The sequence below is a fragment of the Aeromicrobium panaciterrae genome (assembly GCF_039537165.1).
GTDB lineage: Bacteria > Actinomycetota > Actinomycetes > Propionibacteriales > Nocardioidaceae > Aeromicrobium > Aeromicrobium panaciterrae.
Window position 1 is genome coordinate 996,514 of record NZ_BAAAZZ010000002.1, and the last position, 21,269, is coordinate 1,017,782.

Genomic DNA, 21,269 nt, shown 5'->3' on the forward strand with positions numbered 1-21,269 from the left:
CAGAAATCGCCGGACCCAGTGTCAGCCCAGCCGCAGGGAACCCAGCGCCGCTCGCGCATCAGCGATCGCAACCCCGTCGGCGACAGACAGCACCGCCGCTCTCCAGGCCGCGGCCAAGATGCTGCCCACAGTCTTGTCGTAAACCCCGTTTACGGTTTGGGGGTCACAACTGAACGAATTGCCAATAAGATGCGGGGATGACCGACATCAACGGCAAGCTCGTGCTCGTCACCGGCGCCGCCAGCGGCATCGGCCGAGCCACCGCCGAGGTGGCTGCCGAACGCGGCGCCCGGGTGATCCTCACCGACATCTCCCCGCTCAACGAGACCATCTCGACCATCACGGCCGCTGGCGGCAACGTCGCGTACGCCAAGTCGCTCGACATCACCGACGTCGAGGCGGTGAAGGCGTTCGCCGGCGAGGTGCACGACGCCCACGGCTCTGTCGACGTCGTGATGAACGTCGCCGGCATCTCCGCCTGGGGCACGGTCTCGGCGCTGGAGCACAAGCACTGGCGCAGCATGGTCGAGGTCAACCTCATGGGACCGATCCACATCATCGAGGCGTTCGTACCCACCATGGTCGACGCGGGTCGCGGCGGACACCTCGTCAACGTCTCGTCGGCGGCGGGCCTCATCGGCATGCCGTGGCACGCGGCCTACTCGGCGAGCAAGTTCGGCCTGCGCGGCGTCTCGGAGGTGCTGCGTTTCGACCTGCGCCGTCACGGCATCCGCGTCAGCCTGGTCTGCCCCGGCGGCGTCAACACCGGGCTGACCGAGACGATCGAGGTGGCCGGCGTCGACAAGAGCAGCAAAGCGTTCAGGAAGGCACAAGCGCACTTCAAGAAGCGTGCCGTGACGCCCCACCATGCCGCCCGGGCGATCCTCAAGGGCGTCAGTCGCAACCGCTACATGGTCTACACCTCACCCGACATCTTCCTGATCTTCACGCTGCAGCGAGCATTCCCGCCCGGCTACGCCGTCGCGATGCGCATCTTCAACACCCTGGCCAACAAGGTGCTCCCCGAGGCTGAGAAGGCCAGGCCGATCGCCGGATGAGCGGGCCACGCATCACGTCCGGCACCTGGCGGCAGACCGGACCGCTGATCCGCGGCTTCGGCTCGCTTGCCGGTCGGGCCATGGGCACCGACCCACCCCAGGTGTTCCTGGTGCTGGGGCGCACCAAGCGGCTGTTCTGGGGGTGGCTGATGTTCGCCGGCGGCCTGATGCCCGGTGGCAAGCTCCCCCGCCGAGAGACCGAGCTGATCATCCTGCGCGTCGCCACGCTGACCGGCAGCGCGTACGAGCGATCCCATCACGAGCGCATCGGCAAGCGTGCTGGTGTGACCACGGACGACCTTGCCGCCGTGACGGTCGGCCCATCGGATCCGCACTGGAACGCACGCGAAGTGGCGTTGCTGTCCGCCGTCGATGAGCTGCACAACACGAAGGACCTCAGCGACGCCAGCTGGAACGTCCTTCGCGAGCACCTCGACGAACGGCGCTCGGTGGAGTTCCTCCTGCTCACCGGTCACTACGAGATGCTGGCGACGGCACTCAACACCCTGCGCATCGAGCCCGACCCACCCCGCAAGAAGAAGTAGTGCAACCGTCCTAGTCTGGCCACATGGACCTGGGACTCACGGACCGCACGTACATCCTGACCGGAGCGACCGGTGGACTCGGTCTCGCCACTGCGAAGGTGCTCGTCGCTGACGGCGCCAAGGTCGTCATCTCGTCGCGTTCCCAGGAGTCGGTCGACCGTACGCTGTCCGAGCTCGGGGCCAACACCACCGGTCTTGCGGCCGACAACGCCGATCCCGAGACGCCCGCGCGGTTGATCGCCGCCGCCCGAGAGACGTTTGGCCGTCTCGACGGGGCGTTGATCAGTGTCGGCGGGCCGGCGGCTGGAGTCATGATGGAGCGCACCGAGGACGAGTGGCGCTCGGCCTTCGAGTCGGTCTTCCTCGGCTCGATCCGCCTCGCCACGGCAGTCGGCGCTGAGCTCGGGGAGGGAGGCTCGATCGCGTTCGTGCTCTCGAGCTCGGCCAAGATGCCGGTCGCCAACCTCGCGATCTCGAACGGGCTCCGACCGGGCCTGGCGATGGCCGCCAAGACCCTGGCCGACGAGCTCGGTCCGCGCGGTATCCGCGTCAACGGCCTGCTGCCGGGTCGGGTCGACACCGATCGCGTCCAAGAGCTCGACTCGCTCGCGGCTGATCCGGCTGCCGCTCGCGCCGCCAACGAGGCGGCCATCCCGCTGCGCCGCTACGGCACTCCCGAGGAGTTCGGCAACGTTGCGGCCTTCCTGCTCTCGCCGGCAGCGAGCTTCATCACCGGCGCAATGGTGCCAGTGGACGGCGGGCTCACGCGCGGGTTGTAGATCTAGGCTGGCGGCCATGACTGATCATCAGGTGACCCAGCTGCGACTCGTCGTCGAGACCGAGGACTTCGACGCGGCGCTCGCGTTCTACCGCGACGGGCTCGGACTTCCCGAGCTGGAGTCGTATGAGGGCGACGGTGGCGCGAAGGTGTCGATCCTGTCGGTTCCGACGGCCACTCTCGAGCTGTCCAACCCGGCGCAGGTGAGACTCATCGACTCGGTCGAGGTCGGGCGTGAAGGCGTGAGCCGTACCTACCCGCTCAGCATCCGTGTCGCGTTCGAGGTGGACGACGCGGCAGCCACCACCCATGCGCTCGAGGCCGGCGGCGCGACCGTTGTCGCCCCGCCGACCGAGACACCGTGGCGATCACTCAATGCACGCCTCGAGGCGCCCGGCGGCCTGCAGATCACGGCCTTCCAGGAGCTCGACGGCTAGGCCACCGTGGCTGGTTCGGGGACCATCGGACGATCCATGATGGCGGCAATGTCTCGTGCCGCCAGCGCACCGTGCAGATAGAGCGGGAGCAACCACCACGGAACGCCGAGCAGGTCGGGCTCCAGGTAGCTGAACTCACCGATCGCAGACAGCGCCGCCTCCCCGAGCACGCCGCCGACAGCGATCATCAGGCATGCAATGATCGCCGTGCCACGTTCGCCGCGGCGTACGACTCGTATGCCCCACGTCACCAGCAAGAGCAACGCGTACGCGACCGCATACTCCTGATCGACGAACCCCGAGATGAGGTACGCAGCGGTGACGATCGCCAGACTGGCGATCACCCCACGTGTGCTCGTCGAGCGGGGTTGCAGTGTGTTGACTCGCAGACTCGTGTCGAGCATCGAGACCGTCGCCAGCAGGAACGTCAACGGCACGATCACCGTCTGACCGGCCAGTTGAGGGTGCCAGTGATAGACCAGCGTCTCCGTCCGGACGTGGAACAGCTGGTCGAACATCGTCAGGACGATCGCCGAGGCGATGGCGACGAGCGCGAACCGCTTCACGCGTTGGACATCGTGCGCGGCTGCTCGGCTTCTGCCCGCCGTTCGCCCGGGTGCCAGCCCGGCGGCATGAAGACGTAGCCCAGCTTTTCGCGCCAGCTGGTCGCGTGGTGGACGTCCCGGAACAGCTCGCCGTACGCGCCGTACTGCAGGCGCAGCACGTTGTAGGTGTCGACCGGCACGGTGAGCCCGTACGTCGGACGCTGCAGCTCCTTCTGGAAGGTGCCGAACATCCGGTCCCAGATGATCAGGATGCCGGCGTAGTTCTTGTCGAGGTACTCCGGATCGCTGCCGTGGTGCACTCGGTGGTGCGACGGCGTGTTGAAGACGAACTCGATCGGCGCCCAGAGCCGGTCGATGCGCTCGGTGTGCTGGAAGAACTGGAAGACCAGGTTGATCGAGAACGCGACGTAGAGCATCCACGGCTCGAAGCCGAGGAACGGGAACGGCAGCCAGAACAGCGCCTCGAACCACGGGTTCCACTTCTGTCGCAGCGCGGTCGAGTAGTTGAAGTATTCGCTCGAGTGGTGGGCCTGGTGTGCGGCCCAGCCCACACGTACGCGGTGCACGAACCGGTGCTGGAGATAGAACGCCAGGTCGAGGCCGAGGATCAGCGCCGCCCACGACCACCACGTGTCGGTCGGCAGGTGCCACGGTGCGAGGTGCACGCTGATCGCGACGAACAGCACGAGCGTCGTGAGCTTGAAGACCGTGCTGGAGACCAGCGAGCCGATGCCCATGATGATGCTCGTACGGGCGTCCTTGCCCTCGTAGCCGCGATATTCCTCGTCGGTCTCGAGGTACTTGAACGCGGCGAGCTCGATCAGCAGCGTCATCACGAAGAACGGCGACGCAACGAGGATCGGATTCTTCAACGGGTCGAGGAAGTCCTGCACGGTGTTCTCCTGATCTATATGACTCGTCGGTAAGTTACCACAGGTTCATACACAGCGGCTAGACTTCCTCCGTGGCCAGACCCAATGCCGGCACCAAGGGTGTCCCCCGCCTCGATCGCGAGGTGCAGATCCTCGACATCGCCTCCGAGCAGTTCGGCACCCACGGATATGCCGCCACGTCTGTCGCGACAGTCGCCGAGAAGGCCGGCATCTCCAAGCCGCTGATCTACAACTACTTCGGCTCCAAGGAAGGGCTGTACGAGGCATGCCTCGACCGCGGCGGCGCGATCGTCGCTGAAGAGATCGAACGCATAGCTCGCGGCGACGCGGTCGGCATCGAGCGCGGCATGCAGACTCTCGCCGGCATGTTCACCCTGCTCGAGCCTCAGCCCCATCTCTGGCGGCTGTTCTTCGACACCACGGCACCCACCACCGGTCCCATCGCCGACTCCGCCACGCTGTACGCCGATCGCATCGGCAAGCTCGCCGAGGAGGGTGTCGCCGAGCTGATGGCGCTTGCCGGCAATTCCGACCAGCTCGACATCTCGGCGATGACGACCGTATGGCTCGGCATCGTCGACTCGTTGATGGACTGGTGGCTCGACCATCCCGACCAGACGGCGGACCAGATGATCCAGCGCTGCATGCGGTTGCTCGACGCGCTGTTCGGGGACCACTCGTGACCAAGCTCGCCGGCCAGACGATCGTCATCACCGGCTCGTCGAGCGGCATCGGCGCCGAGGCGGCCCGCAAGCTGGCGCGGCTCGGTGCGACGGTCTGCCTCCTGGCCCGACGCGAGGACCAGCTCGCCGACGTCAAGGCCAGCATCGAGGCCCAGGGCGGCGTCGCCCATACGTACGTCGTCGACCTCTCCGATCCCGAGGCCGCCGACGCGGTGGCCCGGCAGCTGCTCGCAGAGCATCCCCGCATCGACGCGCTGGTCAACAACGCCGGACGCTCGATCCGCCGGCCGATCCTCGAGTCGGTCGACCGGGCACACGACTACGAGCGCACGATGGCGATCAACTACTTCGGTGCCGTACGCCTGACGCTCGCGCTGGTGCCACGCTTCGTCGAGCAGGGGCACGGCCACGTCGTCATCTCGTCGAGCATGTCGACGCAGGTGCCGATCCCGCTGTTCTCCGCCTACCTCGCCAGCAAGGCCGCGCTCGAGTCGTTCACCCGGTCACTCACCGCCGAGCTCGGTCACCAGGGCATCACCTCGACGGTCGTCTACTTCCCGATGGTCCGTACCGAGATGTCCACCGCAACGCACATCTACCAAGCCATGCCGATGCTGAGCGCTAACAAGGCCGCCAACTGGCTGGTCAAGGCAATTGTCGACAAACCGACAAGAGTGACGAGCCTGGCCGGAACGATGGGCGAGCTCGGCATGGCCGCCTTGCCCGGCATCGTCACCAAGGCGTCGCAGCCGCTGTTCCGCCGCATGGACAAGAGCCTGGCCAAGCGAGTTCAGGACTGAGCTCGTGGGGGCCCCAACGGTCTAGCTGGCTTCCCTCGGCGTCCGGCCGCGGGCAGCCTCAGCCTCGTGACGCAGCCGGATCAGCAAGTACGCCGCGAGTGCGACCGTCAGGCCCGTGACCAGGCCGAGCAGCAAGGCGATCCAGCCTCGGCGCACGTGATTGGACACCGCCTCGTACACGACCCACGACGCGAGCACGCCGTATGCCAGCAGCACGTCGATCGAGACTCCCGCCGCGTACGGATTGTCGAACGTGTGCAGCGCGCCGCCCCAGAAGTCGAAGCCGTCGTCGATCAGCGCGGGCGGGATGATCGCGGCGAACAGGACCGTGGACACGACGGCGAAGGTGATGAGCCCCGCCCTGAAGATTCGCTCCGTCATCAACCCAAACTAGAGCGAAGTCTCCGAAGCCACAGCGATTGCACAGGATCGTCGGGGTCGGCCCACAGCCTTCGCCGCGATGCTGACAGCACCATCTGACAAGGAGCATCACGTGAGTCCGAAGAAGACGACCCAGAAGGACGAGGTCGAGGCGAGCGCCCCCGAACCGGCGCTTGAGGCCGAGACGGTCGAGGTACCGGCTGCAGCTCCCGTCACGAGCCCGGCCGCTCCGCGCTACTCCCGAGGCGCCATCGCGGCTGGCGTGGCAGGCCTCCTGGCCGTCGGTGGAGTCGCCGGCTTCGCCATCGGCCGCGAGACCGGAGACGGCGACGTCCCGCGCATCACCCAGGTCGGTGGGCACTTCCCCGGTCAGGGGCCCGTCCCCGGCGGACCGCAGATGCGGCGCAACGACTCCGGTGACCAGCGGGGCCAGCTCCCGCAGCTCCCGGACCAGCGCGGCGAACCGCTGCGGCAGGATTCGGGGGGCGACGTCAGCGGTACCTGAGCGCTCCTCGTGCAGAGGCGACCGGCGGTAGACTGCGGAATGACTTGCACCACCCCGCGAGTCCGCCGTTGACCGTGCCCACCACCGCACGGTCGTCACCCACAACAAGAGAGCACTACCGTGACCGACTCCAGCACCCCGCCGTCCGCATTCGGCAGCCAGCACGAACAAGTCGTCTTCTGCCACGACGAAGCCTCCGGCCTCAAGGCCATCATCGCGATCTACTCCACCGCCCTCGGCCCCGCGCTCGGCGGAACGCGCTTCTATCCCTACGGCTCCGAGCAGGAAGCCCTTGCCGACGTCCTCAACCTGTCGCAGGGCATGGCCTACAAGGCCGCGCTCGCCGGACTGGACCTCGGTGGCGGCAAGGCCGTCATCATCGGTGACCCCAACACGATCAAGACCGAGCCGCTGCTGCGCGCCTACGGACGCTTCGTGCAGTCGCTCAACGGTCGCTACTACACCGCGTGCGACGTCGGCACCTTCAGCCCCGACATGGACATCATCGCGCGCGAGTGCGACTACGTGACCGGTCGAACGGTCGAGCACGGCGGTGCCGGAGACTCGTCGGTGCTCACGGCGTACGGCGTCTACCAGGGGATGCGTGCCAGCGCGTTCCACGTGTGGGGCGACCAGTCGCTGGCCGGCAAGACGGTTGGCGTCGCCGGCGTCGGCAAGGTCGGCAAGCACCTCGTCGGACTCCTGCTCGAGGACGGTGCCGACGTCGTCGTCACGGACGTCTATGCACCCGCGGTCGAGGCCCTCCAGGAAGCCCACCCGCAGATCAAGGTCGTGGCGGACACGGCGGCGCTCGTACGCGAGCCGCTCGACATCTATGCTCCCTGCGCGCTCGGTGGCGCACTCGACGACGAGGTCGTCGGCGTGCTCTCGGCCAAGATCGTCTGCGGTGCTGCCAACAACCAGCTCGCCCACGACGGCATCGGCAAGCTCCTTGAGGAGCGCGGCATCACCTACGCGCCCGACTACTGCGTGAACGCCGGTGGCCTGGTGCAGGTTGCCGACGAGCTCGAAGGCTTCAACTTCGACCGCGCCAAGGTGCGGGCGGCCAAGATCTACGACACGACGCTGAGCGTGCTGGAGCACGCCAGGAGCGAGGGCGTGCCCCCGTCGGTGGCGGCGGACCAGGTCGCCGAGCAGCGCATGCGCGAAGTCGGCCGGCTCCGCTCGGTCTGGCTGCCTCAGTCCTGATCAGGCCTGGTCCGTCAGCGACCAGGTGAACCGCTCCAGCCCGACCAGCACATGTAGCTCCGCGCCGCGGCCGACGACTCTTGCGTCTTCCGGGATTCGTCGGCCGTTCGGCATGGTCAGCCGTGTGGTGGCGCGCGGCTTGAGGTCAGCGTCGCTGAGGTGCCCGATGACGAGTCGGTCACGCTCCTCCCAGTGACCGAACAGGGCGACGCGGTCATCGGCGACGGCAATCGTCTTCGCACTCGCGACGTCGTTGCGCCAGCGCTGCACGGCTCCGTCGCGCACGAGCGCGACGTCGAACTCGGAGTAGCAGCACACCCACACGTCGTCGCCTATGACGTTCATGGCGTAGCAGTCGTCGATCGGATTGTCGCTGGGCGGGAACTCCCACAGCAGCTCAAAGTCGCGCGTGAACTGCACGAGCCCGCTGTGACCGATCGGCTCGGGTCCCTTTCCCATTCCCCAGCCGAGATTGCCGAAGATGCCCTCATCGAAGTAGCCGACCCAGATCGTGCCGTCAGCGGCCACCTTGACGTGCTCGATCCCGTCGCCGAGACATCCCGACCGCTCCAGCGATCCGTCATGGCCGAAGACGAACGCGTTGTGCTCGCCCGCACCGTCTCGCCATTCTGATCGCATACCGACCACCAGAAGTCGGTCGTCAGGGAGCAACTGGACCAGCGGCCACTCCGGCGCGGAATGAGCAAGCGTGACCGCCTCGCCTTCCGACCCGTGGGTTATCACGGGGCGGCCATCGCCGGCCCACAGCACGACCGCCTCACCATGAGCGTCGAGATCAAACGACACGAGCTCAGGTCCGTCAGGCGGCGGGATCAGTGCTCCGCGCGGGCGCAGCTCAAAACTGCCTGAGGTCGCGGACATGCGGACAGGCTAGCGACCGCGCTCAACGCGGTGGAGATTCACAAGAGACGTGATCGCCTCAGGAGGCGGCGGGGTCTTCTCGTTCGAGATCGCGGTACTGCTCCGGGATCGGTTCGCCCGATTCGCCGTGGAGCTCACGCTGCAAGGTGTTGAAGTCGGTGTCAGGCGTCCGATACTTCAGGTCGCGCGCAACTTTGGTCTGTTTGGCTTTAGCTCGGCCGCGGCCCATGGGTCCGACCCCCTCGCAGAAAAATAGTCAGTTTGTCGTACCGACAAGCCTACCGAAGGTCGCCAACAATCCCGGCATCGACCCCCGTAACGGGCGCGGTTTCCCGGGAGCGCTGTCAAATCCGGTACCCCGGCCAGATTCCTGGCACACCACCCTTGTTGCGACAGTGGTGGAGTGCCAGAGCTCGGGGACCTCCTGGGAATCTAGAGGCTACCGACGGTTAGACGAGGGTTACGGTGCCACCGTTGCCGTGGGTGCCGGCCTCTGACACGTCGCCGGCGATCCACGCGTCCACGCCACGCTCACCCAGCAGGCGGACCGCGGCATCCGCCGCGTCCGGAGCGACGATCGCGACCATCCCCACGCCCATGTTGAGCGCGAGATCGAGGTCGTCCTGCGACACTCCGCCGACCGAACCGACCAGGTCGAAGATCGGCTGCGGGGTCCAGCTGGAACGCTCGAAGCGTACGGACACCGTGTCGGGCAGCACCCGAGCCAGGTTGGCGGCGAGTCCGCCACCCGTGATGTGCGACATCGCGTGCACCTCGAGCTCGTCGGCGAGCGCAAGACACGGCAGCGTGTAGAGCTTGGTCGGCGTCAACAGCTCCTCGCCGAGCGTGCCGCCGAGCTCTGGCACCTCACGGTCGAGCTCCCAGCCAGCCTTGTCGAAGAACACGTGACGGACGAGTGAGTAGCCGTTGGAGTGCAGGCCGCTCGACGCCATCGCGATCACGACGTCGCCCGGGCGTACGAGGTCGGCGCCGATCAGCTTGTCAGCCTCCACGACACCCGTCGTGGATCCCGCGATGTCGTACTCGTCGGGCGACAGCAGTCCGGGATGCTCGGCGGTCTCGCCGCCCAGCAGGGCTGTGCCGCTCTCGGCACAGGCCTGCGCGATGCCCTTGACGATGTCGGCGATGCGCTCGGGGACGACCTTGCCGCACGCGATGTAGTCGGTCATGAACAACGGCTCGGCGCCGCACACGACGAGGTCGTCGACCAGCATCCCGACGAGGTCGAAGCCGATCGTGTCGTGCTTGTCCATCCGCTGGGCGATCTGCACCTTGGTGCCTACCCCATCTGCGGAGGTGGCCAGCAGTGGCTTGTCGTACGACTTGAGGGCCGACGCGTCGAAGAGACCGGCGAATCCCCCGATGCCGCCGACGACCTCGGGCCGACGGGCCTTCTCGACCCATTCCTTCATCAGCTCGACGGCGCGGTCACCCTCGGCGATGCTGACGCCGGCGCTTGCGTACGAGGTCATGTCAGATGACCTCGAGGGGCAGGGTGTCCTGCACCTCGAGCAGGTGCTTGCCGATCAGGTCGTCCTCGGGCAGTGCCACGGGGTAGATGCCGTCGAAGCAGGCGCGGCAGAGGTTGTCCTTGGGCACGTTGGTCGCCTCGACGAGCTGGTCGAGCGAGATGTAGGCCAGCGAGTCGGCGCCGATCGACTTGCGGATCTCGTCGACCGAGATGCCGTTGGCGATGAGCTCGGCGCGGGAGGCGAAGTCGATGCCGTAGAAGCAGGGCCACTTCACCGGCGGCGACGAGATGCGTACGTGCACCTCGGCGGCTCCGAACTCACGCAGCATGCGTACGAGCGCCCGTTGGGTGTTGCCGCGGACGATCGAGTCGTCGACGACGACGAGCTTCTTGCCCTCGATGACATCGCGCAGCGGGTTGAGCTTGAGCCGGATGCCGAGCTGACGCAGCGTCTGCGAGGGCTGGATGAAGGTGCGGCCGACATAGGAGTTCTTGACCAGACCGTGGCCGAACGGGATACCGCTCTCCTCGGCATAACCGATCGCCGCGGGCGTGCCGGACTCCGGGACCGGGATGACCAAGTCGGCATCGACCGGGAACTCGCGTGCCAGGCGGCGGCCGATCTCGGCACGTACCGAGAAGACGCGCTGGTCGGAGATCGTGGTGTCGGGACGGGCGAGGTAGACGTACTCGAAGATGCAGCCCTTGGGCTCGGCCTTGGCGAAGCGCTCGGTACGGAGGCCGTTCTCGTCGATCGCGATGAACTCGCCGGGCTCGATCTCGCGGATGTATGACGCACCGACGATGTCGAGCGCCGCCGTCTCGCTGGCGACGACCCAGCCCCGCTCGAGGCGACCGAGCACCAGCGGCCGGATGCCCTGGGCGTCGCGGGCGGCGTACAGCGTGTGCTCGTCCATGAAGACGAGGGAGAAGGCGCCGCGCAGTCGTGGCAGCACCTCGAGGGCGGCCTCCTCGACCGAGCGGTCGGGGAACGATGCCAGCAGCGTCGCCATGACGGAGGTGTCGCTGGTCGCGGTCTCACCCTTGGTGGCGCTGCCGGCGAGGTCCTCGCGCTGGCGCACCATCTCGATCAGCTCGGCGGTGTTGGTGAGGTTGCCGTTGTGGCCGAGGGCGACCGAACCCTGGGCTGTGGGACGGAACGTCGGCTGCGCGTTGTGCCACACGCTGGAGCCGGTCGTGGAGTAGCGGGCGTGGCCGATCGCGATCTCGCCCTTGAGCGAGTCGAGCGTCGACTCGTCGAACACCTGGGAGACAAGACCCATGTCCTTGTAGACGAGGATCTGCTTGCCGTTGCTGACTGCGATGCCGGCGGATTCCTGACCACGGTGCTGCAACGCGTACAGACCGAAATAGGTCAGCTTGGCGACCTCTTCACCGGGAGCCCAGACACCGAACACGCCGCAGGCGTCCTGGGGTCCGGCGTCCTGGGGATCGATGTCGTGGGTCAGGCGTCCATCTCCGCGGGGCACGTGCACCAGTGTACGGGCGGGAGCCGGGTGGATCCCAATTCCGCCGAGTGTCGTCTACGCGGGCCAGGCCACCGGGAAGAGCGGGTGGTCCATGGGGGCGCCGTCGTCCAGCTGATCGACGAGCCCGTCGAACTCCGGAGACGTGGTCCAGCGCCGCGGCGCATGGCGTGCTTCCTCGGACAGGTAGCGCAGCGAGAGCACGCGACGGCGACCGGAGAACGGGAAGCCGGGTGCACCGTGCACCGTCAGGAAGTCGAAGAAAATCGCATCGCCGGGCTGCATCTCGAAGCGTCGGATGTCGTACGCGGAACGGTCGGCCTCGATGTCGGGCAGCTCGCCCAGCGAGCCCTCCGGGAACCACTTGGCTTCCCCGTCGAGGAACGTCCTCGGCATCAACCACGGTCCGAGGTGGGTCCCGGCAACCATCTCGAGGCACCCCGCTTCCGGGACCGGGTCGACCGGGATCCAGGCGCTGATGCCGCGCCCGTCGACGTTGTAATAGGGCTGGTCCTGGTGCCACGGGGTGCGCTGCTTGGTCTGTCCTTCCTTGACCAGGACGTGATCGTGATAGAACCGCACACTCGGCGTCGCCATGAGCGTCGCCGCGACCTCCGCCGCTCGGGAGTGACGCGCCAGCTCCTCGATCGCCGGCACGTCACCCCATCGTCGGAAGTCCTCGATGAAGGCACCGGGATCGTCGTGTCCACTGGCGACCTGCGCCAACGGGCCCGGGACGTCTAGCACGGTGTCGATCGCCTCGCGGGCGCGTTCGACGTCGGCCGGGTCCAGGAGACCGCGTACGCAGATCACCCCGTCCCGCTGGTAGTCCTCGACGTCCTGTGCTGTCAGCTCGTTCATGCCGACAGCGTACGGAAGGGCGCGCCGATCTGGGCGGCTTGCGGCGTAGCGTGGCGCTGTGACCAAAGCGCTGCTGTATGGACTCGCGACGGCCCTGCCGCTCGTGGTCGGAGCGGCCATCGGCCTGCGCTGGAGGATTCCGCGACCTGCCCTGGCAGCCCTGATGGCGTTCGGTGCGGGGACCATGATCGCGGCCGCGTCAGCGGAGCTGTTCGAGCCGGCGTTCCACGCAGTGGCGGCGTGGCATGCCGGGCTCGCGCTGCTTGCCGGAGCAGGTACGTACGTCATCGCCGATCACGTGATCGACAACAAGCTCGGCACGGCGGCCGTCGGGTGGGGACTGATGCTCGGATCGCTGCTGGACGGCATACCGGAGAACACGGCGCTCGGCGTCTCGCTCGGCGAGGCCGGTGGCGTGGTGCTTCTCGTCGCGATCGCCGTGGGCAACACGCCCGAGGCGATCGGCAGCGCCGCGAAGATGCGCGAGACTCCCGGAGGCAGCGCCAAGAAGGTCATGGGCCTGTGGGCAGTCACGGGCCTGGTCCTGGTGCTCGTCACGATGGCCGCGAACGGCGCCGGCGACGAGATCGGGCCGGGTCACATCGCCACGGTGCAGGCGTTCGCGGGTGGCGCGACGATCGCCGTCCTCGCCGACACCTTGATGCCGGAGGCCTACAAGGAGGGCGGCTGGTGGGTGGGGCTCACCACGGCGCTGGGCTTCTTCGTCGCGTTCGTCCTGGGCGGTTGACACAGCGGAGCAGAGCTCGTACCGCTTGAATGGGCGTATGAGCTCAGACCAGATCACCGTCGAACGCACCATCAAGGCACCGCCGGAGCAGATCTTCGCTCTGGTCGCCGATGCCGCCAAGCACTCCGAGATCGACGGCTCCGGGACGGTCAAGGGCACCCGCCAGGAGTCGCGGCCGCTCAAGCTCGGCACGCGGTTCGGCATGGAGATGCACCTCGGCGTCGGCTACAAGACGTCGAACGAGGTCATCGAGTTCGAGCAGGATCGCCGCATCGCGTGGAAGACGACCGGCGCCAAGGGCCTGATCGGCGGACGCATCTGGCGCTACGAGCTCGAGCCGGTCGACGGCGGCACGCTGGTCAAGGAGACGTGGGACGTCTCGCAGGACAAGCAGAAGTTCTTCCTCAAGCGAAGCCGGATGGCACCAGCCGCCAAGAACGGCATGCGCAAGACGCTCGAGCGCATCGCCGACACCCTCGAGGCCTGACCAGGCATCCTCTAGGCTGTCGTGACCCAGGTCACACTGTCTGAGGAGCTCCGATGACGTTCACGATCCCGCCCGCGACTTTCCTTCCCGACTTCCTCGAGTATCGCGCGGGTGACGCGCCGGACAAGCCGTGCTGGATCTTCGTCGAGCGCACGTGGTCGTGGTCCGAGGCGTGGGAGTCCGTACGTCGGGCTGCCGGCGCGCTCCAGGCCGACGGTGTGCAGCGCGGCGACCGCATCGCGATCCTCGACAAGAACAACCCGGCGATCCTGCAGCTGCTGCTCGGCGGCTGCAACCTCGGTGCCGCCACGACGGTCGTCAACTGGCGGCTCGCCGGCGACGAGCTCGACTACGTCATCAACGACTGCGGCGCCACGGTCGTGTTCGTCGGCCACGCACTCCTCGAGCAGTTCAACCTCGTCCGCGACAAGCTCGAGCATGTCGAGAAGGTCATCGTGGTCGGTGGTGAGAACGACGCGTACGAGGCCTGGCTGGCCGCGGGCACGCCGACCGACCGGCAGGCCGACGTCGACCCGAACGACATCTGCGTCGTCATGTACAGCTCCGGCACGACCGGCCGCCCCAAGGGCGTCATGCTCAGCCAGCACGCGATGGTCGAGCACAGCGTCAACGGCATCGGCGATGCGACGTACGAGGACGGCGACATGGCCTTGGTGGCGATGCCGATGTTCCACGTCGGCGGCACGTCGTACGCACTCACGGGTCCCGTGATCGGCATCCCCGGCTACATCATCAGCGAGGTCGACGCGATGCAGCTGGCCGGCGGCATGATGGCCGGCTGTACGCACGTGTTCCTCGTACCCGCCGTCGTCGCGGCCCTGATCGCCGCCGGACCCGATGCGATGGCGCTCTTCAGCAAGCTCAAGGGCTTCGGCTACGGCGCCGCCCCGATGCCGCTGCCCGTGCTGCGCCAGGCCATGAAGGACTGGCCCGACACCGAGTTCCAGCAGGTCTACGGCATGACCGAGTTCGGTGGTGTCATCACGGTGCTCAACGACGAAGCCCATCGCGACGAGTCGCATCCCGAGCGCCTGGTCTCGGCCGGCAAGCCGGTCGCCAACGCCGAGATGCGCATCGTCAATCCCGCGACGCTCCAGGACGAGCCGGTGGGCACCTCGGGCGAGGTCTGGTTCCGCACACCCCAGGCCACCGCGGGCTACCTCGGCAAGCCCGAGGCGACTGCGGAGCTCATCACCGAGGACGGCTGGGTGCGTACGGGCGACCTGGGTCGCGTCGACGAGGACGGCTTCCTGTTCATCGAGGACCGGCTGAAGGACATGATCATCACCGGTGGTGAGAACGTCTACTCCCCCGAGGTCGAGCGCGTGCTCGCGGAGCACCCGAGCGTCGCCGAGGTCGCCATCATCGGTGTCCCCGACGACACGTGGGGTGAGACGGTCAAGGCAGTCGTCGCGTTCAAGCCCGACCAGGCCGTCGAGCCTGCCGAGCTGATCGCGTTCGCCAAGGAGCGCCTCGCGGGCTACAAGGCACCGACGTCGATCGACGTCGTCGAGGCCCTTCCGCGCAACCCGTCGGGCAAGATCCTCAAGCGCGACCTGCGCAAGCCCTACTGGGGAGACAGCGGCCGCCAGGTCTGACCGGACTCACCACCGCTCACGCCGCTCGTTCCTCGCGGCCAGTGGACGGAAATATCGGCCTGCGCGGGATACCCTTGTGAGATGCGCCTGGTTTCTTCCCCAACCGCGCGGAAGCTGCTGACCCTCGTTTCGGTCGGCCTCGCCGCGATCCTCACGACGCCGACTGCCGCCGTTGCAGCGCCCCCGCCGGCGCCCGGCAACTTCACCGGATACGGCTTCGACGCCTGCGTCGCGCCCAGCCAGACCGTGATGGACGCGTGGAACCTCAAGTCGCCCTACTCGGCTATCGGCATCTACATCTCCGGCAACTCGCGCTACTGCGGCGACGCCTATCAGCCCAACCTGAGCAATGCCTGGGTCGCGAGGAACGCTGCGAACGGCTGGCGGTTCATCCCGATCCACGTCGGCTACCAATCGCCGTGCTTCAAGAACAACCCCGACAGCAGGGTGCAGAAGAAGAAGATGTCGACGACCGTGTCGGTGGCTCGCACGCAGGGCGTCGCCGATGCCGACGAGACGATCGCAGCGCTCAAGAAGTACGGGTTCGGACTCGGCAGCGTGTCCTACCTCGACATCGAGTGGTACGCCCGCACGGCCGCCTGCGACAACATCGTGCTCGAGTTCATCGATGCGTGGACCGTACGGCTGCACGCCGCCGGCTACAAGTCCGGGGTTTACTCCAGCGGCTCGGCGGCGATCAAGGCCGTCGACGAGGCCCGCATCGCCGGGCGTCCGGGCTTCGACATGCCCGATCACATGTGGATCGCGTGGACCAACAAGATCGCCAACACCGACGGCGGCCCCTACCTCAGCGACTCCGGATGGACGAATCACCAGCGCATCCACCAGTACCAGAACGGCGTGACGGTCTCCTACGGCGGCTACAAGGTCAACATCGACAAGAACTTCCTCGACGTCGGCACCGGATCGGTGGCCGTCAAGGATCCACGACCCTGCGGCGTACCCATGACCTTCCCGGCCTATCCGACCCTCAAGCTGGGCACCAAGGGCTACGTCGTGATGACCTTGCAGTGCGCGCTGACCAAGCGCGGCTTCCCGACCACGATCAACGGCACGTTCGACGCCGGCACGATGAAGGCAATGCAGGCCTACCGCGCGTTCCGCAAGTGGCCGCCGAACACGACCACGACCAAGAACCTGTGGACCGCGCTCCTGTCGCAGGGCACCAACCCCCGCGTGCTCAAGCAGGGCTCGATCGGCGAGTCGGTGTGGCGTCTGCAGCGCGCCCTCGCCGCCTCCGGGTTGAAGGTGACGATGAACGGCATCTATGACGCCAAGACCGTGGCAGCGGTCAAGGCCTATCGCACGGGCAACAACCTCACCGACTACTCCACGACGGACGCATCGATCTGGGCCCTGATGCTGAGCGGCAAGATCGCCTGATCCATGGCGCTGGTCTCGGCGCATCGCGGTGGCGCCGGCGATGACCACGTCCTCGAGAACACCCTCACGGCGTTCAGGGCGGCGCTGGTCGCCGGGGTCGACTACATCGAGTTCGACGTACGCCTGACGGCAGACGGACGCGCCGTCCTGTCACACGGCGACGCCCTGCGCGGTGACGCTGAGCGGTCCATCTCGAGGCACACGTACGACGAGTTCACCCCCGGCACGCTGCTCGACCTCGACATCGTCCTCGAGCTGATCCGCGGCAAGGCGGGCGCGCACGTCGATCTCAAGATCAACCGCGACGAGGTGAAAGTGGTCAGCCACATCATCGACGTGCTCGGCGTCGACGACGTCATCATCACGACGGAGGAGGACGCATCGGTCCGCGCGATCCGGCAGTGGTCCCGGACCCATGCGCCCGGCCTGCTGGTCGGCCTGTCGTCGGCCCCGTGGTCGCACGACGGCCGCTTCCTCCCCCGCTGGCGGGCCAGGATCGCATCGTGCTTCCCGCGGGCGCGGGTGTTCTTCAGCGGTGCCAACCTGGTCGTGGCGCACAAGCGGGTCGCGAGGTGGACGCTCAAGTCGTACGCGCGACGTCACGCACTCCCGCTGGTGGTCTGGACCGTCGACAGCCCCAAGGAGCTGGAGGCGTGGATGAACGATCCCGACGTCTGGATCGTGACCACGAACTTCCCCCAGCGCGCCTTCAACGCGCGGCGTCAGCGTTCGAAGAGGAAGTCGTAGCCGGCGTCGGGGTCGAGGCGGCCGGTCGGTTCGTGGAGCGTGGGAGCAGGTGTGACGGGTTCCTTCTCGGCCGATGCCCTGGCCAGCAGCTCCCGGGCCGTCTGGACGTCGGCGTAGCCGAGCTCGACCAGCGACCGCGCGGCATACTCCTGGGCGGTGATCTGACCCTGTGCGTACGCGACGAGGCTCTCGACGCCGGCGCGGGTCGCAGGCCAGCCCGACACGGCGGACTGCTGCAGCGTGCTGAGCACAGCCTTGCGCTGCGGGAGTGTCAGGCCTCGGAGAAGGTCGGCCCATTCGTGCTCGGGGTGGTCCAGTGGTGCGGTCGTCGTCTCGCTCATCCAGCTTCCTGCGGTCGTGCCCTCCGAGTTCGAGGATAAGAGCCTTCGCGGGATCAGTCAGGAAAACACGTCAACTGCCAGCGAAAAACACCGCGGGCTATCTGCCCCGCTGCAGGCGCAGGAATTCCTCGACCGGGATCTGGCCGTTGACGTAGGCCTGGACGACCTCGTGGCGAGTGTTCCGACGAGATTGCGTGATCGTCGTGCTGAACCTCTCCGACTCACGGGACTCGACCCGTGACTCGTTGAAGTCGAGCAGCGCGGGTGCCGCCGCCTGAGGGCGGCGCGATGCGGAGCGCTCGTCGTCCCACGGGGCGGCGCGGCGTACGGACGGGGTCTGGCGCCACGACCCCTGCTGGCGCTCCGACGATGCGGGCGCGTAGGCGGCGGGCAGGAATCCGAGTGACTCGAGGGTCTGTGTCACGTATTGCCGGGCGCTGATCTGGCCCTGCGCATAGGCCACGAGGATGCGGACGCCTTCCGCGGTGGCGGGGTAGCCGCTGTCGACGGAGTTGCGCAACGCCTTGATGACTGCCTCGCGTCGCTGACCATGGATGCCCTGGAGCAGGCTGGACCAACGCCGTGCTGGATCGTCGAAATGGTGTGCGGCGTCGTCGCGCATCATGGCAGTGGCGTATCCCTCGTTGGCCCGGATCTCGTACGGCCGGCCCACCCGTCCCCCGAGCGCTCCTTGCCGCAGTGCTCACCTTAAATCATCTGGGGTCCAGCGGAAACAGGTCAGAGAGGTCGGATCTTTCGCCTGACGCCCGCTTCTTCGCATCGGCCCAGTCGAGGCGTCCACGACCCAGTGCGATCCAGGTGGCGGCGTCCATCTCGACGACTGCCGGAGGCGTGCCGCGCGTGTGCCGGGCACCTTCTCTGCACTGCACGGCAGCGAACGGCGGGATGCGGACCTCGACGCTGTTGCCCGGGGCCTTCTCCACCAGGAGGGCGATCAGGTGCATCGTCGCGGCCTTCAGGTCAGCGCGGTCGGACGATCCCGCATCCAGCCGCGCGCACACCGCGGCGAACTCCTCGGGTGTGAGAGGTAGGGGCCGGCGGGCCATCAGGCAAGAGCGGCCGGGATGGTTGCCTGCCACGCGGCCTTGAGCTCGGCGACCGGGATCGTGAGCTGGCCGACGACCTCGAGGTTGGTGCCGCCCGTACGGCCGACCGACGCCAGCTCGACGCCGTGCTGCTGGGCGAGGCTGACGAGCTCTTCGTGGCGTTCTTCGCTGACGACGACCATCGCGCGCGCCGACGACTCGCTGAAGAGGTCGAGGAACGGGTCGTCGAGCTCGACCCGCACGCCGACGCCGTTGCGGAAGGTCGCCTCGGCCAGGGCGACCGCGAGCCCGCCGTCGGACAGGTCGTGTGCCGACTCGAGCACCCCGGTCCTGGCTGCTTCGACCATCAGGGTGGCCAAGGCCTGCTCGGCGACGATGTCGACAACCGGCGGCTTGCCGCCCAGGTGACCATGGACGACGTCGGCCCACGTCGAGCCGGAGAGCTCTTCACGGGTCTCGCCGATGACCAGCACGTGTGAGCCGTCGGCGCTGAAGCCGTGGCCGATGCGCTGGCGTACGTCGCCGATCACGCCCAGGATGCCGACGACCGGCGTCGGGAGGATCGGCGTCTCGCCGGTCTGGTTGTAGAACGACACGTTGCCGCCGGTGACCGGGATGCCGAGCACCTCGCAGGCGTCCTTGAGGCCAAGCGTGGCCTGCTCGAACTGCCACATGACGTCAGGGTCCTCCGGCGAGCCGAAGTTGAGGCAGTCGGTGACGGCGAGCGGAAGTGCGCCGGTGACGGCGACGTTGCGGTAGGACTCGACCAGGGCGAGCTGCGCTCCGACGTAGGGGTCGAGCTTGGCGAAGCGACCATTGCAGTCAGTCGACACCGCCACCCCGAGGTGCGTCTCCTCGTCGATGCGGATCACGCCCGCATCCTCGGGCTGCGCCAGAACCGTGTTGCCCTGCACGTAGCGGTCGTACTGGTCGGTGATCCACGCCTTGTCGGCCATGTTGGGAGACGTGACGACCGCGAAGATCTGGTCGCGAAGCTCGTCGCCGGAGGCCGGGCGCGGGAGCTGCTCGGCGCCGTCGGCCTGCAACGCGTCCTGCCAGGCCGGACGGGCGTAGGGACGGTTGTAGGTGGGTCCGTCGTGGGCGACCGACCGCGGGGGCACGTCGACGACGGTCTCGCCGTGCCAGTCGATGACGAGGTGATCACCATCGGTGACCTCGCCCACCACCACGGCCTCGACGTCCCACTTGTTGCAGATCGCCATGAACTCGTCGAGGTGCTGGGGCTCGACGACGGCCATCATCCGTTCCTGCGACTCGCTCATCAGGATCTCTTCGGGCGACAGCGTCGAGTCGCGCAGCGGGACGGTGTCGAGCTCGACGTGCATGCCACCGCTGCCGGCTGAGGCGAGCTCGCTGGTTGCACACGAGAGACCGGCACCGCCGAGGTCCTGGATGCCGTTGACGACCTCGGCCTTGAACAGCTCGAGAGTGCACTCGATCAGGAGCTTCTCCATGAACGGGTCGCCGACCTGGACGCTGGGCCGCTTGGCTGGTCCGTCGGCATCGAACGTCTCGGACGCGAGCACGGAGACGCCGCCGATGCCGTCGCCGCCCGTACGCGCTCCGTACAGGACCACCTTGTTGCCGACGCCGCTGGCGAAGGCGAGGTGGAGGTCCTCGTGGCGGAGCACGCCGACGCAGAGCGCATTGACGAGCGGGTTGCCGAGGTAGGACTCGTCGAACACGACCTCGCCGCCGATGTTGGGAAGGCCGAGGCAGTTGCCGTAGCCGCCGACTCCGGCGACGATGCCCGGCATCACCCGGCGGGTGTCCTCGGCATCGAGCGGGCCGAAGCGCAGCGGGTCCATGACCGCGATCGGGCGTGCGCCCATCGCGAGGATGTCGCGGACGATGCCGCCGACGCCGGTCGCCGCACCTTGGTAGGGCTCGACATATGACGGGTGGTTGTGCGACTCGACCTTGAACGTGACCGCGTAGCCCTGGCCGATGTCGATCACGCCGGCGTTCTCACCGATGCCGGCGAGCGTCTTGCCGAGCGGGGTCTCCTGCGGGAGGTCACCGAACTTCTTGAGGTGCACCTTGGACGACTTGTAGGAGCAGTGCTCGCTCCACATCACGGAGTACATCGCCAGCTCTGCGCCCGTCGGCCTGCGGCCGAGGATCTCGCGGATGCTGTCGTACTCGTCCGCCTTGAGTCCGAGCTCGGCCCACGGCTGGGGCTTGTCGGGGGTGGCTGTTGCTACGTCGACGGTGTCCAGGCGGGGGGCTTCGGTCACGCCCCGATCCTATCGGTGACG

Annotated in this window: 25 protein-coding genes; 13 read left to right on the top strand and 12 right to left on the bottom strand. The window is 67.5% G+C overall.

Going from position 1 to position 21,269, the window contains the following annotated elements; genetic code table 11:
- Nucleotides 1-197: 197 nt before the first annotated feature.
- The 4 genes from ABD683_RS05585 to ABD683_RS05600 are packed head-to-tail and all read left to right on the top strand — an operon-like array spanning nt 198 to nt 2,818.
- Nucleotides 198-1,058 (top strand): SDR family oxidoreductase, encoded by an 861-nt coding sequence (locus ABD683_RS05585; RefSeq protein ID WP_344768033.1) that lies wholly within the window; start codon nt 198-200, stop codon nt 1,056-1,058.
- Complete coding sequence (locus ABD683_RS05590; RefSeq protein WP_344768034.1) at nt 1,055-1,603, top strand: carboxymuconolactone decarboxylase family protein; 549 nt, start codon at nt 1,055-1,057, stop codon at nt 1,601-1,603. Before ABD683_RS05585 ends, ABD683_RS05590 begins: the two co-directional genes overlap by 4 nt.
- 23 nt (nt 1,604-1,626) lie before the next feature.
- Entirely contained in the window at nt 1,627-2,382 is a 756-nt protein-coding gene (locus ABD683_RS05595) for an SDR family oxidoreductase (RefSeq protein WP_344768036.1), read from the top strand.
- 16 nt (nt 2,383-2,398) lie between these two features.
- Complete coding sequence (locus ABD683_RS05600) at nt 2,399-2,818, top strand: VOC family protein (protein WP_344768038.1); 420 nt, start codon at nt 2,399-2,401, stop codon at nt 2,816-2,818.
- Here the strand turns inward: ABD683_RS05600 and ABD683_RS05605 are convergent.
- Together ABD683_RS05605 and ABD683_RS05610 are read right to left on the bottom strand one after the other, a co-directional pair.
- Complete coding sequence (locus ABD683_RS05605; RefSeq protein ID WP_344768040.1) at nt 2,815-3,384, bottom strand: hypothetical protein; 570 nt, start codon at nt 3,382-3,384, stop codon at nt 2,815-2,817. The genes ABD683_RS05600 and ABD683_RS05605 overlap by 4 nt on opposite strands.
- Nucleotides 3,381-4,277: a sterol desaturase family protein gene (locus ABD683_RS05610; protein WP_344768041.1), complete on the bottom strand. Its 897-nt coding sequence runs from the start codon at nt 4,275-4,277 to the stop codon at nt 3,381-3,383. Before ABD683_RS05610 ends, ABD683_RS05605 begins: the two co-directional genes overlap by 4 nt.
- A gap of 71 nt (nt 4,278-4,348) precedes the next feature.
- Here ABD683_RS05610 and ABD683_RS05615 point away from each other — a divergent pair, with 71 nt between their 5' ends.
- Nucleotides 4,349-4,960: a TetR/AcrR family transcriptional regulator gene (locus ABD683_RS05615; RefSeq protein WP_344768043.1), complete on the top strand. Its 612-nt coding sequence runs from the start codon at nt 4,349-4,351 to the stop codon at nt 4,958-4,960.
- The gene (locus ABD683_RS05620) at nt 4,957-5,760 is read left to right on the top strand and encodes an SDR family NAD(P)-dependent oxidoreductase (protein ID WP_344768046.1); all 804 of its coding nucleotides are present in this window, start codon (nt 4,957-4,959) and stop codon (nt 5,758-5,760) included. The genes ABD683_RS05615 and ABD683_RS05620 overlap by 4 nt, the downstream gene beginning before the upstream one ends.
- Nucleotides 5,761-5,781: 21 nt before the next feature.
- Here ABD683_RS05620 and ABD683_RS05625 read toward each other — a convergent pair whose 3' ends face one another.
- A complete protein-coding gene (locus tag ABD683_RS05625) occupies nt 5,782-6,141 on the bottom strand; it encodes a DUF2834 domain-containing protein (RefSeq protein ID WP_344768047.1) in 360 nt (119 codons plus the stop codon).
- A gap of 112 nt (nt 6,142-6,253) precedes the next feature.
- Here ABD683_RS05625 and ABD683_RS05630 point away from each other — a divergent pair, with 112 nt between their 5' ends.
- Both ABD683_RS05630 and ABD683_RS05635 read left to right on the top strand, forming a co-directional pair.
- On the top strand, nt 6,254-6,646 hold the full coding sequence (locus tag ABD683_RS05630; protein WP_344768049.1) for a hypothetical protein: 393 nt from the start codon (nt 6,254-6,256) through the stop codon (nt 6,644-6,646).
- Nucleotides 6,647-6,766: 120 nt separating this feature from the next.
- On the top strand, nt 6,767-7,855 hold the full coding sequence (locus tag ABD683_RS05635) for a Glu/Leu/Phe/Val dehydrogenase dimerization domain-containing protein (protein ID WP_344768051.1): 1,089 nt from the start codon (nt 6,767-6,769) through the stop codon (nt 7,853-7,855).
- Here the strand turns inward: ABD683_RS05635 and ABD683_RS05640 are convergent, their stop codons facing one another.
- The 5 genes from ABD683_RS05640 to ABD683_RS05660 form a co-directional block, all read right to left on the bottom strand.
- Entirely contained in the window at nt 7,856-8,737 is an 882-nt protein-coding gene (locus ABD683_RS05640; RefSeq protein ID WP_344768053.1) for a hypothetical protein, read from the bottom strand.
- 58 nt (nt 8,738-8,795) lie between these two features.
- Nucleotides 8,796-8,966: a DUF3073 domain-containing protein gene (locus tag ABD683_RS05645; protein WP_344768055.1), complete on the bottom strand. Its 171-nt coding sequence runs from the start codon at nt 8,964-8,966 to the stop codon at nt 8,796-8,798.
- Between the two features lie 220 nt (nt 8,967-9,186).
- The gene (gene purM, locus ABD683_RS05650; RefSeq protein ID WP_344768057.1) at nt 9,187-10,230 is read right to left on the bottom strand and encodes a phosphoribosylformylglycinamidine cyclo-ligase; all 1,044 of its coding nucleotides are present in this window, start codon (nt 10,228-10,230) and stop codon (nt 9,187-9,189) included.
- A gap of 1 nt (nt 10,231) precedes the next feature.
- Nucleotides 10,232-11,719, bottom strand: coding sequence for an amidophosphoribosyltransferase (gene purF / locus ABD683_RS05655; protein WP_344768059.1), 1,488 nt, complete (start codon nt 11,717-11,719; stop codon nt 10,232-10,234).
- A gap of 54 nt (nt 11,720-11,773) precedes the next feature.
- Nucleotides 11,774-12,577 carry a phytanoyl-CoA dioxygenase family protein gene (locus tag ABD683_RS05660; protein WP_344768061.1) on the bottom strand — a complete coding sequence of 268 codons (804 nt, stop codon included), beginning with the start codon at nt 12,575-12,577 and terminating at the stop codon, nt 11,774-11,776.
- Between the two features lie 58 nt (nt 12,578-12,635).
- Between ABD683_RS05660 and ABD683_RS05665 the strand changes: the two genes are divergently transcribed.
- The 5 genes from ABD683_RS05665 to ABD683_RS05685 all read left to right on the top strand — a co-directional run bounded on the left by ABD683_RS05665 (nt 12,636) and on the right by ABD683_RS05685 (nt 17,582).
- Complete coding sequence (locus ABD683_RS05665; RefSeq protein WP_344768063.1) at nt 12,636-13,325, top strand: ZIP family metal transporter; 690 nt, start codon at nt 12,636-12,638, stop codon at nt 13,323-13,325.
- Between the two features lie 37 nt (nt 13,326-13,362).
- A complete protein-coding gene (locus tag ABD683_RS05670; protein WP_344768066.1) occupies nt 13,363-13,812 on the top strand; it encodes an SRPBCC family protein in 450 nt (149 codons plus the stop codon).
- A 53-nt stretch (nt 13,813-13,865) separates the two neighbouring features.
- Nucleotides 13,866-15,431, top strand: coding sequence for a long-chain-fatty-acid--CoA ligase (locus ABD683_RS05675; protein ID WP_344768067.1), 1,566 nt, complete (start codon nt 13,866-13,868; stop codon nt 15,429-15,431).
- An 81-nt stretch (nt 15,432-15,512) separates the two neighbouring features.
- The gene (locus ABD683_RS05680) at nt 15,513-16,835 is read left to right on the top strand and encodes a glycoside hydrolase domain-containing protein (RefSeq protein WP_344768069.1); all 1,323 of its coding nucleotides are present in this window, start codon (nt 15,513-15,515) and stop codon (nt 16,833-16,835) included.
- A gap of 3 nt (nt 16,836-16,838) precedes the next feature.
- On the top strand, nt 16,839-17,582 hold the full coding sequence (locus tag ABD683_RS05685; protein WP_344768071.1) for a glycerophosphodiester phosphodiesterase: 744 nt from the start codon (nt 16,839-16,841) through the stop codon (nt 17,580-17,582).
- Here the strand turns inward: ABD683_RS05685 and ABD683_RS05690 are convergent.
- The 4 genes from ABD683_RS05690 to purL form a co-directional block, all read right to left on the bottom strand.
- Complete coding sequence (locus ABD683_RS05690; protein ID WP_344768073.1) at nt 17,558-17,923, bottom strand: hypothetical protein; 366 nt, start codon at nt 17,921-17,923, stop codon at nt 17,558-17,560. The genes ABD683_RS05685 and ABD683_RS05690 overlap by 25 nt on opposite strands.
- Nucleotides 17,924-18,020: 97 nt before the next feature.
- Nucleotides 18,021-18,596: a hypothetical protein gene (locus ABD683_RS05695; RefSeq protein ID WP_344768075.1), complete on the bottom strand. Its 576-nt coding sequence runs from the start codon at nt 18,594-18,596 to the stop codon at nt 18,021-18,023.
- A gap of 40 nt (nt 18,597-18,636) precedes the next feature.
- A complete protein-coding gene (locus ABD683_RS05700) occupies nt 18,637-18,990 on the bottom strand; it encodes a sterol carrier family protein (protein WP_344768077.1) in 354 nt (117 codons plus the stop codon).
- On the bottom strand, nt 18,990-21,248 hold the full coding sequence (purL, locus tag ABD683_RS05705) for a phosphoribosylformylglycinamidine synthase subunit PurL (protein WP_344768079.1): 2,259 nt from the start codon (nt 21,246-21,248) through the stop codon (nt 18,990-18,992). The genes ABD683_RS05700 and purL overlap by 1 nt, the downstream gene beginning before the upstream one ends.
- Nucleotides 21,249-21,269: the final 21 nt, after the last annotated feature.